This is a genomic window from Nocardiopsis tropica (genome assembly GCF_042660575.1).
Taxonomy (GTDB): Bacteria; Actinomycetota; Actinomycetes; order Streptosporangiales; family Streptosporangiaceae; genus Nocardiopsis; species Nocardiopsis tropica.
This window is the reverse complement of record NZ_JBHSUF010000016.1, coordinates 140,893-156,003: the sequence shown is the minus strand read 5'-3', so window position 1 is coordinate 156,003 and position 15,111 is coordinate 140,893. Positions and strand designations below refer to the sequence as shown.

14 protein-coding genes are annotated in these 15,111 nt (G+C 72.0%); 5 read left to right on the top strand and 9 right to left on the bottom strand.

All coding sequences use genetic code 11. The features are described 5' to 3' along the window. The coding region (locus tag ACFQBR_RS24435) for a DUF418 domain-containing protein (protein ID WP_378554515.1) at positions 1-194 on the top strand (194 nt) is incomplete at its 5' end. 197 nt (positions 195-391) lie between these two features. Here the strand turns inward: ACFQBR_RS24435 and ACFQBR_RS24430 are convergent. Beyond that, on the bottom strand, positions 392-1,144 hold the full coding sequence (locus ACFQBR_RS24430; RefSeq protein WP_344182028.1) for an SDR family NAD(P)-dependent oxidoreductase: 753 nt from the start codon (positions 1,142-1,144) through the stop codon (positions 392-394). Between the two features lie 190 nt (positions 1,145-1,334). Between ACFQBR_RS24430 and ACFQBR_RS24425 the strand changes: the two genes are divergently transcribed. Further along, on the top strand, positions 1,335-2,123 hold the full coding sequence (locus ACFQBR_RS24425) for a helix-turn-helix domain-containing protein (protein WP_352987017.1): 789 nt from the start codon (positions 1,335-1,337) through the stop codon (positions 2,121-2,123). A 111-nt stretch (positions 2,124-2,234) separates the two neighbouring features. On the opposite strand, the gene ACFQBR_RS24420 is transcribed toward ACFQBR_RS24425, so the two are convergent. The 7 genes from ACFQBR_RS24420 to ACFQBR_RS24390 all read right to left on the bottom strand — a co-directional run bounded on the left by ACFQBR_RS24420 (position 2,235) and on the right by ACFQBR_RS24390 (position 10,300). Further along, positions 2,235-2,984 (bottom strand): ABC transporter permease, encoded by a 750-nt coding sequence (locus ACFQBR_RS24420; protein WP_344182024.1) that lies wholly within the window; start codon positions 2,982-2,984, stop codon positions 2,235-2,237. Between the two features lie 3 nt (positions 2,985-2,987). Beyond that, positions 2,988-3,746 carry an ABC transporter permease gene (locus ACFQBR_RS24415; protein WP_344182022.1) on the bottom strand — a complete coding sequence of 253 codons (759 nt, stop codon included), beginning with the start codon at positions 3,744-3,746 and terminating at the stop codon, positions 2,988-2,990. Beyond that, positions 3,743-4,645, bottom strand: coding sequence for an ABC transporter ATP-binding protein (locus tag ACFQBR_RS24410; protein WP_344182020.1), 903 nt, complete (start codon positions 4,643-4,645; stop codon positions 3,743-3,745). Before ACFQBR_RS24410 ends, ACFQBR_RS24415 begins: the two co-directional genes overlap by 4 nt. Before the next feature lie 194 nt (positions 4,646-4,839). Beyond that, the gene (locus ACFQBR_RS24405; protein WP_378554511.1) at positions 4,840-5,568 is read right to left on the bottom strand and encodes a response regulator; all 729 of its coding nucleotides are present in this window, start codon (positions 5,566-5,568) and stop codon (positions 4,840-4,842) included. Then, entirely contained in the window at positions 5,565-6,758 is a 1,194-nt protein-coding gene (locus ACFQBR_RS24400) for a sensor histidine kinase (protein WP_344182016.1), read from the bottom strand. The genes ACFQBR_RS24405 and ACFQBR_RS24400 overlap by 4 nt, the downstream gene beginning before the upstream one ends. A 358-nt stretch (positions 6,759-7,116) precedes the next feature. After that, positions 7,117-8,538: a GntP family permease gene (locus tag ACFQBR_RS24395; protein WP_344182014.1), complete on the bottom strand. Its 1,422-nt coding sequence runs from the start codon at positions 8,536-8,538 to the stop codon at positions 7,117-7,119. Beyond that, on the bottom strand, positions 8,531-10,300 hold the full coding sequence (locus tag ACFQBR_RS24390; protein ID WP_267945169.1) for an IlvD/Edd family dehydratase: 1,770 nt from the start codon (positions 10,298-10,300) through the stop codon (positions 8,531-8,533). Before ACFQBR_RS24390 ends, ACFQBR_RS24395 begins: the two co-directional genes overlap by 8 nt. A 129-nt stretch (positions 10,301-10,429) precedes the next feature. Here ACFQBR_RS24390 and ACFQBR_RS24385 point away from each other — a divergent pair, with 129 nt between their 5' ends. Next, positions 10,430-11,104: a GntR family transcriptional regulator gene (locus ACFQBR_RS24385; RefSeq protein ID WP_344182012.1), complete on the top strand. Its 675-nt coding sequence runs from the start codon at positions 10,430-10,432 to the stop codon at positions 11,102-11,104. A 475-nt stretch (positions 11,105-11,579) separates the two neighbouring features. Further along, entirely contained in the window at positions 11,580-12,197 is a 618-nt protein-coding gene (locus ACFQBR_RS24380; RefSeq protein ID WP_344182011.1) for a class I SAM-dependent methyltransferase, read from the top strand. A 66-nt stretch (positions 12,198-12,263) separates the two neighbouring features. Here the strand turns inward: ACFQBR_RS24380 and ACFQBR_RS24375 are convergent, their stop codons facing one another. After that, positions 12,264-13,559, bottom strand: coding sequence for an amidohydrolase family protein (locus ACFQBR_RS24375; protein ID WP_344182009.1), 1,296 nt, complete (start codon positions 13,557-13,559; stop codon positions 12,264-12,266). A 672-nt stretch (positions 13,560-14,231) separates the two neighbouring features. On the opposite strand from ACFQBR_RS24375, the gene ACFQBR_RS24370 reads away from it, so the two are divergent. After that, complete coding sequence (locus ACFQBR_RS24370) at positions 14,232-15,029, top strand: class I SAM-dependent DNA methyltransferase (RefSeq protein ID WP_344182007.1); 798 nt, start codon at positions 14,232-14,234, stop codon at positions 15,027-15,029. The last annotated feature ends 82 nt before the right edge of the window (positions 15,030-15,111 follow it).

Sequence of the window (15,111 nt, the reverse complement as noted above, 5' to 3'; positions counted from 1 at the left end):
ACCTGTCCAGCTGGTCGGCGGTCCTGGTGGCCTTCGGCACCTGGCTGCTGACCGTCCTCGCGGCGTACCTGCTCGACCGGGCGGGCCGGCGCGGACCCGCCGAGGTCCTGCTGCGCACACTGACCTACCGCGGGGCGGCCCGTCCGGCCCGCACCACCGGGGCACGGGAGGAACCGCCGTCCTCAGGGTCGTAGCCCGACCCCGTGGGCCCGGTTCCCCCGGAACCGCGGACATCCGCGGGGCAGCCGGGCCGAGGAGGGCCGCCACAGGTTGCGGCGGCAGACCCCGGCGGAGGCCGCGGTGACACCACGGCAGCCCCCGAGCGCGCCCACCTCCTGGGATCTGCCTGTCCGGATCCCCGGCACGGCTGAGCGGCGGCCGCCGGTGGTGGTCACCAGGGGATGTCCGCACCCTCCCAGGAGGTGAAGGTGCCGCTCGGCCCGTCGGGGCCGAGGCGGGCCACCCGCACCACCTCCCGGGCAGCGTCTCCGACCGTCTCCGTTCCCTCGAACTCGACCAGTGCGGTGTTCGCGAACCCCGGCGAGACGAGGTTGACCTTGACGTCGGTCTCTTCGAGCTCGACCATCATGGCCAGCGTCACGGCGTTGAGCGCTGTCTTGGATGCGGAGTAGACCGGTTCGAAGGCACGGTGGAACGGGAAGGCCGGATCCCCCATGGTGGTCAGCGAGCCCATCGCGCTCGTGACGTTCACGACGCGTGCGTCGGAGGAGGCGCGAAGCAGCGGCAGCACGGCCTGGAAGACTGCGAGCGGGCCGAAGACGTTCACCTCCCAGACCGCCCGCACCTCGTCGAGCGAGACCGTGCTCGGCCGGGCCGTGGCCCGGAGCTGAGCCATGGTGAGGCCGGTACGGGTGGAGGAGATGGCGGCGTTGTTGACGAGGAGGTCGAGCCGTCCGGCCTCCTTCTCGATCCTCTCGGCGGCCGCGGTGACGGACCTCGCGTCGGTCACGTCGAGCTGGAGTGCGGTGGCGCCGTCGCCGATCTCGGCTGCCGCCGCCTCGCCGCGGGCGAGATCGCGGGAGCCGAGGAACACGGCGACCCCGTCGGAGACCAGTTCCCCGGCCACGTGCCTGCCCATGCCCTGGTTGGCCCCGGTGATCAAAGCGACGCGGTTCGTGGGCATGTGAAGAGTCCTCGGATGGTAGTGGTGTGGTGGTCGAACACCTGTGTCGGGCGTTCGAGGACCACTGTGCGGGAACCCCGACAGGCGGGGAAGACTCCGTCGGGCCTGGTACTGGCAGGGCCAGTCAGGGAAGCGCCGTGGGCGGGAGAGCGGCGGGGATCGTGCGGAGCGCCCCGGTATCATCGTGGGCATGCCAACCCGGCTGAGAACAGACTTAGGGGAGTTCCTGCGTGGTCGGCGGGCCATGCTGGTCCCCTCCGAGCCGTCGGCCGTCGTGCCGGCCTCACGGCGCCGGGTCCCCGGGCTGAGACGGCAGGAACTGGCCGAGAGCGCCGGGATCTCCGTCGAGTACTACACCCGCCTCGAACAGGGGCGGGCGCCCCGCCCCTCCCGCGAGGTGCTCACCGCCCTGGCGCAGGTCCTCGGTCTCACCGCCGGCGAGCGCGGCCACCTGTTCCGGCTCGCCGGTGAGCTGCCGCCCGAACCGCTCGCGCCGGGCAGCGAGATCCGGCCGGGCCTGCTCCAGCTGCTGCGCAGCCTCGACGGCACCGTCCCGGTCACCGTTCACGACGGCCGCCTGGACGTGATGGCGCGCAACGCGGCCGCGGCCGAGCTTCTCGGTCCGCTCTCCGGCGAAGGCCGTTTCCGGCGCAACATCGTCCACCAGGGCTTCACCTCCCACGCCCGCCATGTCCTCGGTGAGGAGGGGGCGCACCGGTACGCCCGATGGGCCACGGCGGAGCTGCGCTCGGCGATGGGCCGCTACCCCGACGACGGGTACCTCAGGTCCCTGCACGCGGAACTCTCGGAGACCAGTGCCGATTTCCGGTCCCTCTGGGCCCAGGGGGAGGTCGGGGTGGGACACTCCGCCGTCAAGCACCTGTTCCATCCGACACGGGGGTGGCAGACCTTCCAGAGCGAGATGCTGCACGACGCCGAGCGGGACCACTGGTTGGTGATCTACGCGTCCGTGGGATGACCGTTCGAGGTCGGGTGCGGATACGGGAGCCAGGACCGGCGGAACCGTCGTCGTGCCGTCCCCTCCCCCGGAACGCCCGGCGCGGGATCGCCCCCGCCGGGCGCCTCCCGGTCAGCGGATGTCGCGCCGGTCCAGAACGGCCGCGGTACCCAGGGTCACCACCGCGGTGAGACCGAGGGCGACCAGGGCGACGAAGGTCACCGCACCGGCCGTGACGGTCCCGCTGTCCGCGAGCATCCCCGTCCCCATCTGCGTGGCCCGGCCGACCAGGCCGTGGGGCAGGAGCAGCGCCAGGGCCTCGATACGGGTCGCCCACAGCAGCATCCCCGCGGCCGACGCCAGGAGTGCCACGGCGATGGGAGCGGCGAAGGATCTCATGAGCATCGACAGACCGGACTGGAACGCCGCCACCGGCAGGCACGCCAGCACGACGACGGCGCTGACCAGGAAGTACTCGGGCGGTAGGGTGCCCGGGAGTGCGAACACCAGCTTGCCGACCACGACGACGCCCGCCACCAGCACCGCCTGCATGGCCGCGGCGAGCGCCGCCAGCACCGCCGTCTTGCCGACCACCACGTGGAGGCTGGACACCTGGCGGCCCATCAGCGCGTTCCAGTTGCCGCCGCGGTGCTCGACGCGCCAGACCAGCGAGGCCAGGACGGCCACGCCGAGGGCCAGGGGGAACAAGCCGTAGAAGACCGCCACCCGCAACCACAGGGTGTGCCAGTGGTCTTCGAGCGGCTCACCGGCGACGACCGTGTTGACCGCTCCCGCGACGACGGCCGTCAGCGGCAGGAGCACCACCACGACCCAGCTCATGGAGCGCCTCAACTTGAGGAACTCGGCTCGGACCGAACCCATGGCTCAGACCTCCTGACGGTCGAACAGGCGGGTGGCGAACAGGAACAGGGCCCCGCCGACGACCCCGAGTGCGGCCACGCTCAGGTGCGGCGGGTCCAGGGAGACCATGCCGGCCTCGCGGACGTCGACCGGCATGACCAGCGCGTAGTACCCCCACGGGGGAAGGAGGTGGGCGGCCCCCGCGGACATCCCCGTGCCGGAGACGGCCACGAACACGCCCAGCACCCCGACCCCGAGTCCCACGAGCTGGTTGCCGGTCCGTGCCGCCAGCCAGAGGTGGAGTGCGAAGAGCACCAGGTTCACGACGACGGCCGAGGCGGTGTACCCGAGCCACTGCCCGGCCGGAAAGGGCACCGTGATGCCCACCAGCCCGCCGATGGCGGCCACCAGGCCGCTCTGGGCCAGGGTGGCCGCCACCACGACCGCGCCGGAGGCCGCGAACTTGGCCCGGCACAGGGCCCCGGGGGGCAGCCCCGAGGTCTGGGAGAGCAGCCAGCCGCCTCCCCGGTGCTCGATGTCGACCTGTCGACTGGCCAGCACCGCCAGCAGGACGGGCGAGACCAGCAGCACCGCCATCGCCATGTTTCCGAGCAGCCACTGCCAGGGCCGCGCTGCGGGGTCGTCCACCGACTCCAGGAAACCCGGCGCCGCGAGTGCGTAGCAGGACAGTGCGACGACACCGACCGTCATGGCGGCCGCCACGGGCACGACGCGCAGGCGGCGCATCTTGGCGAACTCGTTCGCCACGGCACGGCCGATCACAGGCCCCGCCCTCCGGTGAGGTCCATGAAGACGTCCTCGAGGGACTGGGCGTCGCGGCGCACTCCGTGGACGTCGACGCGCTCGTGCACGAGATGGGCCACCACGTGGGCCGTGTCCGTCCGGTCGAGTCCGGGCAGGCGCACGGCGGGGCCGTCCCGGTACGCGCTCCACCGGGCGGCGAGCGCGGTCGCCCGCTCGGGTTCGGGGGTGTCGATCAGCACGTCGGGGGTGGACCGCGCGAGGAGCTGGTCGCGCGTGCCCTGGAAGAGCATGCGGCCCTCGCCGAGGATGCCGAGCACTGTGGCCGTGCGGTCGATCTCGCCCAGCAGGTGGCTGGAGACCATCACGGTGGTCCCGTCCCCGGCCAGCTGTGCGAGGAGGCGGCGGATCTCCTCGATGCCGGCGGGGTCGAGGCCGTTGGTGGGTTCGTCGAGGATCAGCAGCCGGGGTTCGCGGGCCAAGGCCATCGCGATGCCCAGCCGCTGCCTCATGCCGAGCGAGTAGTCGCGGACCGGCTTGTCGAGGTGGTCCTGCAGGCGCACGGTCCGGACCGCCCGGGTGGTCCGGCCGTCGTCGAGGTCCAGGAGCCGCTTCACCAGGCGCATGTTCTCCCGGCCCGTGAGGTGCTCGTACGAGGGCGGGGTCTCGATGAGCGCACCGATGCGGCCCAGCAGTTCTCGGCGGGTGGAACGCTCCATGGGGCGGCCCATGATGCGGATCTCGCCCGTGGTGGGGCGCACCAGGGACAGGAGCATCTTCATCGTGGTGGTCTTCCCCGACCCGTTGGGGCCGAGGAAGCCGTACACGCACCCCTCGGGCACGCGCAGGTCCAGGTTCGCGACCACCGTTCGGTCGCCGTACGTCTTGCCCAGGTCATGGGTCGTGATCATGTGAGACACAGGTCCAGCATGTCCGCGGGGCGCTCTCCGGACATCTCGCCGGAGGATGACCTTTTCCGTCATCCTCCAGGAGGACCGGGGCGCCGCCCTGGTCCCCAGGTGGCAGGCGCACCCGTGTCGAAGGTCGGGGCCGACCCGGGGGACGGGCGGTGTGCCGGTGGCGCTCCCGCCCGTTCCGGGGAGGCGCGGGCGTCTCAGGACCGGGGCACGCCGACCAGGCCGGTCTCGTAGGCGAGGACCACCGCCTGGACGCGGTCGCGCAGGTCGAGCTTGGTCAGGATCCGCCCCACGTGCGTCTTGACCGTGGCCTCGGACACGTGCAGCCGGTCGGCTATCTCGGTGTTCGACAGCGCACGGGCCGCCAGGGCGAGCACCTCCCTCTCGCGCGGGGTCAGCACGCCGAGGGACTCGGGGGCGGGCGGCCTCCCGTCACCGGTGGGCAGGTGGCCCGCGAAACGGTCGAGGAGGCGCCGCGTCGTGCTGGGGGCGACCACCGCGTCGCCGGAGTGGATGGAGCGGATCGCCGACAGCAGGTCCTGCGTCCGGGCGTCCTTGAGCAGGAAACCGCTCGCCCCGGCCCTCAGGGCCGCGTAGGCGTACTCGTCCATGTCGAAGGTGGTCAGGATCAGCACCCGCGGCCCTCCGCCGTCGGCGCAGATGCGGCGTGTGGCCTCGATGCCGTCCATGCCGGGCATGCGGACGTCGACGAGTGCGACGTCGGCGGTGAGGGTGCGCAGGAGTTCGAGCGCGGTGTGCCCGTCGCCGGCCTCACCGACGACCCGGATGTCGGGTTGGGCGTCCAGGACCATGCCGAAACCCGTTCTGACCAGTTCCTGGTCGTCCACGAGGACGACGCGGATCGCCTCCGGGCGCCGGTCTCGGGGCGGTGTGCCCACAGGTGCGTTCCCTTCCGGTTCCCTCATGTGGTGATCGCCCGCATCGGCAGCGACGCCACGACCTCGTATCCCCCGTCCGGGCACGGCCCGGCTCGCAGGGAGCCCCCGTACACGGACACCCGCTCCCGCATGCCGGTCAGACCGCGCCCCTCCCCGGGGCCCGCCCCCGCCGGCACGGACGCGCCGCGCCCGTCGTCGAGGATCCGGACCTCCAGGGCGTCGTCCCCGAAGCGCAGGCGTACCCTGGCGCGGACCGTCCCGGGTCCGGCGTGCTTGAGGGTGTTGGTCAGCGCCTCCTGCACCACCCGGTGGACGACGAGCCCCGCCCCTGCCGACAGCTGCCGGACGGGGCCGTCCACGGTGTACTCCACCTGCAGCCCGGCACGGCGGACCTGGGCGAACAACTGGTCCAACTGCTCCACACCGGGCCGGGGCGTGAACCCCTCCTCGTGTTCCCCCTCGCGGAGCACCCCGAGGATGCCGCGCATCTCGGACAGGGCCGTCCGGCCCACCTCGGAAACGGTCTCCATCGCGGTCCTGGCCCGCGCGGGATCGTCATCGATCGCGTATGCGGCACCGTCGGCCTGCACCACCATCACACTCACGTTGTGGGCCACCACGTCGTGCAGCTCCCGGGCGATACGCGCGCGCTCCTCGGCGATGGCCGCCCGGGCACGGGCGTCGCGCTCGCGCTCGAGCCACTGCGCGCGCTCCTCCAGGCCGATGAGGTGGCTGCGGCGCACGTTCGTGTAGAGGCCGGTGACCCAGCAGAGCATGATGAAGAACGTGTAGAACACGAACACGGTCCAGGAGCCCTGGTCCGCATAGGGTGAGCCCACGATCATCAGCAGCAGGCAGAGCTCGACCACGGCCAGAGCGGCCAGCGCCGGCGCGAGGCGGCGGTGTGCGGCCACCGTGTACATGGCGGCGACGACGGCGAGTTCGGCCAGGAACAGGTCGACGCCGAACGCCAGCTGCAGAACGGTCGCCGCGGCGACGGTCGCGAATACCCCCGCCGGATACCTGCGCCGCAGCGCCAGGGGCAGCAGCAGCACGAGCGTGAAGGCGATCCGGACGGCCGCGGTGAGATGGCCGGGGTCGTCCGGGCCGGCGTAGGAGAGTGTCCTCATCAGGCACCACGCCAGGAACGGGGCCACACAGAGCGCGTCGACGAGCGTTTCGTGCCGCCGCAACCATCCCTGGACTCTCCCGAACACCCGCTCAGTCTAGGTCGTGTTTTGTGGATTCTTCCGGGCTCGCTTCCACCGGGCTGCCTCTCGCTGCGCCTCTGCGATCGTGAAGCACAACCAGGCTGAACTTCGCACATCGGCTTGCGAGAGATGGCCTGGACGGCCGCTCGCCGACCCGAAAGCCTCCAAAAAACACTCCCCGGGCCCGCGCCTTCTTGCCGCGGCTGCGGGGAAGAGGGCGCGGACGGGACGCCGCATGCGCTCCCCCGCTCATTCGGCCGCGGTCCGCTGCCCGGCACGCACGAGGGGGCGGGGAGGACCCGGTGCCCGCGGCCCGTGTCCCGGTGGAGGAGCCCTCCGGGCGCTCCTCCACCGGGGCCGCGGCTCAGGTGACGAACAGGGTGAGGACGAGCGCCACGGTGAGGCCCGTCAGTCCGACCAGGGTCTTCATCACGGTCCACGACCTGAGCGTGTCCCCGACCGACATCCCGAGATAGCGGTTGGCCATCCAGAAGCCCGAGTCGTTCACGTGGGAGAACGCCGTTCCGCCGCACGCGATGGCGACACAGGTCAGCGCCGCGAGCGACGGGCTCGCCCCGATCGTCTCCAGCAGGGGCGCCGTCAGCGTCGCGCCGGTGATCATGGCGACGGTCCCGGATCCCTGCGAGACGCGGATGACCGCGGCCGCGAGGAAGCCGAAGAGCACGATCGGCATGTTGATCTGCTGCATCCCCGCAGCCAGCACCTCGCCGAGGCCCGAGTCGACAAGCAGTCCGCCGAACACCCCGCCGGCGCCGGTGATCAGGATGATCACGCCCGCGGGCGCCAGGGCCTTGGTCGCCATCTCCTGGAGCTCCTTGCCCGAGCGCCCCTTGCGCACCCCGAAGAACCAGAGGGTGTACAGGCAGGTGAGCAGGAGCGCGATCACCGGGTGGCCGACGAATCCGAGAACGGTGGCGGCCGGGGTGCCCTCGGGCAGCAGGAGGCTGCTGGTGGTTCCGCCCAGGATCAGGGCCAGGGGGAGCAGGAGGGCTCCGAGGACGGAACCGAAGCTCGGCAGCGGGTCGGCCGCGCCGTCCTCGGCCCCGCCGATGGCGGACGGGCCCTCTCCGGAACCGCTCCGCGCCCCCTCCGCCCCGTTGCCGGCGGTGACGCTCACGGCGTCGGCCTCGGCGGGGACCGGGACGAAGATCCGCTTCGCGACGAACCGGCCGAAGAGCGGGCCCGCCACCGCCATCGCGGGCAGGCCGCAGACCACGCCGTAGACGATGACGAGGCCGAGGTCCGCCCCCAGGATGCCCGCCGTGGCGATCGGCCCCGGCGTGGGCGGGATGAAGGTGTGGGTGACGCTCAGCCCGGCGCACAGGGGGATGCCGTAGTAGAGCAGGGAGCGGCCCGTACGCCGCGCGATCGCGTAGAGCAGGGGGACGAGGATGACGATCGCGACGTCGATGAAGACGGCGATCGAGACGAGGAAGCCGGCCAGGCCCAGGGCCCAGGAGAGGTAGCGGTCGGGGACCCTCTCCACCAGGGTCGTGGCCAGGCGCTCGGCCGCGCCCGCCCGTTGCAGCACCTCGCCGAAGATGGCGCCGAGCCCGATGATCAGGGCCACCTGGCCCAGGGCGCCGCCCATGCGGTCGACGATCTGCTCGGCGAGGTCGAGCGGGGCCGTTCCGGTCGCCAGGCCGAAGGTGATCGCGGCGACCAGCAGGGCGACGAAGGGCTGGAACCTGAACCTGATGATGAGCAGGAGCAGGAGCACCACGGCCAGGACCGAGGCGGTCAGAATCCAGGCTGTCTCAGACATGCGCTCCTCCGCCGCCGGCCCCTGGGACCGCGGGGGCGCCGGGGACGGCGCCCCGGTCGGTCTCCGATCTCAGGAAGTCGAAGTCGCACCCGTGCTCGGCCTGGTTGACGTGGTCGACGTACAGCTTGCGGTACCCGCGTCCCGGCCGGGGGGCGGCCGCGGCGCGCGGGGCCTCCTGGGCGCGTGCGGCGAGTTCGTCGTCGGGGACGTCGAGGTGGATGAGGCGCTCCTCGACGCTGAGCCGGATCGTGTCGCCGTCGCGGACGAGGGCGAGGGGCCCTCCGGCGGCGGCCTCCGGCGAGACGTGGAGGACGATCGTGCCCGCCGCCGTCCCTGACATGCGGCCGTCGGAGACGCGGACCATGTCCTTCACCCCCTGGCGGGCCAGTTTGCGGGGGATGGGGATGTATCCGGCCTCCGGCATGCCGGGGGCGCCGATCGGGCCGATGCCGCGCAGCACCAGCACGTCGTCGGGGGTCACGTCCAGGTCCTCGTCGTCGATGCGGCGCGCGAGGTCCTCGGAGTCCTCGAAGACGACCGCGCGCCCCCGGTGCTCCATGAGGACGGGGTCGGCGGCGGCCTGTTTGATGATCGCGCCGTTGGGGGCGAGGTTGCCGCGCAGCACCGCGATGCCCCCTGCGGGGTAGACCGGGGCGGAGCGGGTGCGGACGACCTCCTGCGGGAAGGGCGCCGGGGCCCGGTCGAGCTCCTCTCCGAGGGTGCGGCCGGTGACCGTGAGCTCGTCGGTGTTGAGCAGGTCGCGCAGCTCCAGCAGGAGCCTGGGGACGCCCCCGGCGCGGTGGAGGTCCTCCATGTAGTGGTCGCCGGCGGGTTTGAGGTCGACCAGGACCGGGGTCTCCCTGCTCATGGCGTCGAACCGCTCCAGGTCCAGCGAGTAGCCGAGCCGGCCCGCCACGGCGGCCAGGTGCACCAGTCCGTTGGTGGAGCCGCCCAGGGCGAGGAGCACCCGGAGGGCGTTCTCGAACGCGCCCCGCGTGAGGATCCTGTCGACGGTCAGGCCCTCACGGGCCATCTCCACCGCGCGGGTGCCGGTCATCTCGGCGTAGCGCGTGCGGTCCGCGGTGACGGCGGGCGGGGTCGCGCTGCCCGGGAGGGAGACGCCCAGTGCCTCGGCCACGCACGCCATGGTGCTGGCGGTGCCCGCGACCGAGCACGTGCCCACGCTGCCCACCAACCGCCCGTTGACCTCGGCGATCTCCTCGTCGTCGATCTCCTCGGCCCGGTAGCGGCCCCAGAAGGAGCGGCAGTCGGTGCACGCGCCGACCCGGACGCCGCGGTGCGAGCCGGTCAGCATCGACCCGGTGACGAGCTGGATGGCGGGTTTCCCGGCCGAGGCCGCGCCCATGAGCTGGGCGGGCACGGTCTTGTCGCAGCCGCCGATGAGGACGACCGCGTCGACGGGGAGGGCGCGGATCATCTCCTCGGTGTCCATCGACATCAGGTTGCGCAGGAACATGCTCGTGGGCTGGGAGAACGCCTCGTGCACGGAGATGGTGGGGAACTCCACCGGCAGGCCGCCCGCGAGCATGACGCCCCGTTTCACGGCCTCGATGAGCTGGGGCATGTTGCCGTGGCAGGGGTTGAAGCCGCTGCCCGTGTCCACGATGCCCACGACGGTGCGGTCCAGGGCGTCGTCGGTGTACCCGCTGCCCTTGATGAACGCCTTCCGGAGGAAGAGCGCGAACCCGCTGTCCCCGTAGTTGGTGAGGTTGCCCCGGAGCCCGGGAGGTCCGTCCTGCATTATTGCCCTCATTATCGATAATATGTGTGATGAACACCGCAGAGCGAACCACAGGAGGCGTGCCCGGCGCAAGTACCGTTGAACGCGGACCAGCGCGAAGGCCTACGGGGCCGGGAAGGGAGCACGCAGATGCCCGAGACGGCCGAGGCCACCACCGCCGCCCGGATGACCGGTGCGAGGCTGGCGGACCTCCTCGAGGAGGAGATCGTCATCGGGGTCCGCTTCCCCCGCGAGCGCCTCGTCGAGGACGAGCTGATGGCGCGCTTCGACGCCAAGAGGCACGCCGTGCGCCAGGCCCTCCAGGTCCTGGAGTCCCGGGGCGTGGTCGAGCGCCGGCCCAACGCCGGGGCCTTCGTCCGGTCGTTCACGGCGAAGGAGGTCAGGGACCTCTACGTCCTGCGCGACCTGCTGGAGGTGCGGGCCGCCGAGCTCATCGAGTTCCCCGTCGATCCCGCGCGCCTGGAGGACCTGGCCGGGGCCCAGCGGCGCCACGACGCCGCGGTCGAGGCCAACGACCCGCGCGCCGTGGTGACCGCGAACATGGAGTTCCACCGCAAGCTGTTCGCGCTGTCCGACAACGAGGCCCTGATGGAGGCGATCAACCGGTACGCCAGGGTCGCCCACGCCATCCGCTCGGTCACCGTCACCTCGACGGAGTCGCTGCGCCTCAGCCGACACGAGCACGGACGGATGCTGGACGCGCTGCGCGAGGGGGACCGCGACCTCCTGGCGAGCACGTGCCGGGCCCACCTGATCCCCTCCCGCGACGCCTACCTCGAGCGGGTGAGCCTCACCGGGGCCTGAGCGGCCCGGCGCGCTTCCCGGAGTTCCCGGTACCACCCCCCCGGGGGCCTTCTCCGCGTCGCGCGATGGCCACCGGCTGTCGGGGCGGCGCCCGCGGGGCCGGGTTCAGGAGCGGGGAAGTCGTTTCGCCTTCGCGGCCGACGCCGAAAGAACCTGATAACCGCTCGGAGTTCCCGGAAAAGGAAATCATCGGACTTGCGGCTTTCGCCGACCGCGCCCCGATGCGTTGCCCGGCGTCCGGGCCACGGGGGCGCATCAGGCGGGCATTGCGACGTCGTCCCACCCGGGGACGCCGATCCGGACCGGGCCGACCGGGGGGTCCCTGCATTCGCAAAGCGGGGACAGCGGCCAACCATGGTGCTACCGTCCTGCAAAGGGTGTTCCCTTCCCCCTTGCGAACGAATATTCCCGGCAGAACGACAACAATGCCGCCCCCACTCGACCGGGAAATACCCTCATGAATACCGGAGAAACGATGACCCAGAACGACTTCGACGTGTTCTACCGGAGCAGGCTGAACGACTCCGCACGCCCCCAGGACATTCCGTGGGACATCGCCGGCCCCCAGAGGGGGCTGGTAGCGATCCAGGACGAGGGAGGGATCCGCTCACCGGTGCTGGAGATCGGGTGCGGGCTGGGTGACAACGCCATCCACCTCGCCCGCCACGGTCACAGGGTGGTCGCCGTCGACGTCTCCCCCACCGCCGTGGAGGAGGCCTCCCTGCGGGCGCGAGAGGCCGGGGTGTCCGTGGACTTCCGCGTCGAGGACGCCACACGGATCGATGCGTCGGTCGGCGACTTCGCCACCGTCGTGGACATCGCGCACTTCCACTGCCTCGACGATTCCGAACGCTCCCTGTACCTGGAGGCACTGCACGGGGTGAGCCACCCCGGAACCCGGCTCGTCCTCCTCGGCCTCTCCGACCGCGCCCCCGAGTCCGCCCCCGGTCTGCGCCGCCTCTCCGAACACGAGCTGCGCACGTCCCTGTCCGCGGCCGGGTGGTGGGTCAGGAGCATGCGCGCCTCGGTCCTCGACGCCCCGTCCTCGGCCGGGGGCGACCCGGCGTGGCTCGTCGAGGCCGAACGGCTCTGACCCGGATCGCCCCGCTCCGTGTGCGGGGCCGGCCCGAGCAGGCGTCCCGCGCCGTGGGGCGCCTGCTCAGGTCCACACCCGGTCGGCCGCGGCCTCCGCGTCCGCCACCAGGCGGGGCACGTCCACGCCGGTCAGCATCCCCCCGCTCTTGCGCGGTATCCCGTCCACGTACACGTCCGTGACGTTGTCCGGGCGACCGTTGAGGACCAGTTGCGCCGGCCAGTCACCGCGTGGGGCGAAGTTCAGCGCCCGCGGTTCGAGCACGACCACGTCCGCGCGTTTGCCGGGTGTGAGCGATCCGAGGCGATCGGCCTCCCCGATCGCCCGGGCGCCGTCCAGGGTGGCCATCGCCAACGCCTCCCGGGGTCCGGGATACACCCCGGCGTCCAGGGAGACGGCCCTCTGCAGCCCCACGGCCGCCTTCATCGAGGCGAACATGTCCCCGCAGTCGTTGGTGCCCCCGTCCTGACCCAGGCCGGCCCGGATCCCCCGCCTCCGGAACTCGGGCAGCGGCATCACCCCCGTCGCCAGGCGCATGTTGCTCAGGGGGCAGTGGGCGACGGCGGCGCCGCTGCGGGCGAGCAGGTCCAGTTCCGCGCCGGTGATGTGGATGACGTGGTTGAGCAGCGTGCGCGGTCCCAGCGCGCCGGCCACCTCGAGCATGCCGACGGGGTCGTCCGCACGGTCGTCGGGGTGTTCGAGCAGGTGGAGGTTGAGGCCCACACCCAGTTCCCGGGCCAGGTCGGCGTGGGCGCGCACCGTGTCCGCGTACCCCGGGCAGGCGGCCGAGCCCACCTGCGCCGTGCCCCGCGCGGTCGGGGCCACCAGGTCCCGTACGACCTTGCGGACGAGGCCGATGTCGGGCAGCTCCTGGTACGGGGCGTGCACGAAGCGCAGTCCGCTCTCGTCCACCGCTCGCACGTAGGCCTCGGACACGGCGAAGTCGACGGCGGGCACCCAGTCGACCACCGTGGTCACACCCGACTGGAGGGCGTCGGCCGCGGAGAGCCGCACGAACCGGTCCATCTCCTCTGGGCCGATCGCCGGAAGGGCCGGCCCCACGCACGTTCCGTACCAGTCGTAGAACCCCAGCTCGGCGCCGCGTCCGCGGATGGCGCTCTGCCACAGGTGCGTGTGCGCGTCGACGAACCCGGGGAGGACGATGCGTCCCCGCGCGTCGACGGCCTCCGTGCCGGGACCGCAGCGCACGTCGGGACCGACCGCCGTGATCACGCCGTCCTCCATGAGGACGTCGGCGTGCGCCAGTGTGCCGAGCGGCCCCTCGCCCATGTCCGGGTCCATCGTCAGGACCAGTGCGGCCCCGCGCAGCACGGTGCCGCGACACGGGTCGGGGGCGCTCATCGACGTACCCCGCCCGGTGCGCGGGAAGCCTCTCCGAGTGCGGTGCGGGACGCCGCCGGCGCGAGGGCGCCGCCACCCCTGGGAACACGAACACAGGAGGAGGGCATATGCGGCCTTTCGCAATGAAGAGGGATGGAACACCACACCGAAGAGCCGTTCCCTGCGGTTTCGGAGGACAATCGGTTACTACCCGCCGCGCACCCGCCGAGAAACGTCTCTCCGCATTCGCGCAACGGAGGTATTTCCAGTGGATTTTCCTCTGCGGGACGCTCCTTCCCGGGTACGCACATAACCCGTGGAACCGGGCGAGAGCCTCCTTCGGGGGCTTCGCCCTCACAGTCCCCGACCACTCCGGGAAGACCCCCTCCGCCCCGCCGAGGCACACCGGGAAACTCGTGAACCAACACCCGAAAGAGCAAAAAGCAACCATCCTCCAACGAGGGTGCGTCATGTGGTCCCAGTTTCCAGAGACACGCTTCCGGGAGGAAGGAAAAGCACCCGGCAAACCGTCCCACCCCTGCCCTTCAGAGGCCCCTTTCCCGTGAATCGGATGCCCGTATCCGGCGTCGGATCTCGGAACGAAATACCTGAGTCCGGACAAGACCGGGCGGGCTCGGCGGGAGCCGCACCGCGGCCGCACCCGCCGACCGCTTTCCGGGAACAACTCCCCCCATGGACACGATCGTCTACAACGACTACGACGTCGCGGCCGACTCCTACGACCGCATGGCCAGGGACCACAACCTCACGGACCTGCTCGCCACCTGTCGGCGCGCGCTCCGGCATCATGGAACATCCGGCCGACGGCTCCTGGACCTGGGGTGCGGCACCGGCAAGGGCGCGATCCCGCTCGCCGAGGACGGGTTCGAGGTCACCGGGGTGGACTCCTCCGCGCGCATGCTGGAGGTGGCCAGGGCCAAGCCCGGCGCAGAGCGGGTCAGGTTCGTCGTGGGCGACGCCCGTGACCTGCCCCCGCTGGGACCCTTCGACGCGGTGCTGAGCACGGGCGCGGTACTCAACTACCTGGCCGACGAGGACGAACTGGCGGCCGCCTTCCGCAGCACGGCACGTGTACTGGCGCCGGGCGGCCTGTTCGTCTTCGACATGATGGATCTGGCCGGGGCGGAGACCCTCGTCCGCGCACCCCGGGTGTTCGAGCACGACGGCGGCCTGTCGGTCTTCCGGGCGGAACGCTCCACGTCGGGCACGGAGGCGGTCGACCTGCGCATCGACTACTTCGCCCGGGAAGAAGGCGGGATGTGGCGGCGCACCACGTCCGGTCACGCCCTGACGATCTTCTCCCCCGCGCGCGTCGAGAGCCTGCTCGCCGCGGCGGGACTGCGCGTGGAGGCACACCACATGCCCGGGCCCGACTCCGCCACCACCGACCGGGGGGAGCCCGGACACCCTCCGGAGACCATGATGATCGTCGCCCGCAAGGACGGTGCGTCCACCGGTTCCCCGTCCTGAACCGCGCCCGTGCCGGCCCCGCGCCGGGACGGCCGTGCCGCGGCGCACCGCGGACACACCGAAGGCCCCGGTCGGAGTGGCG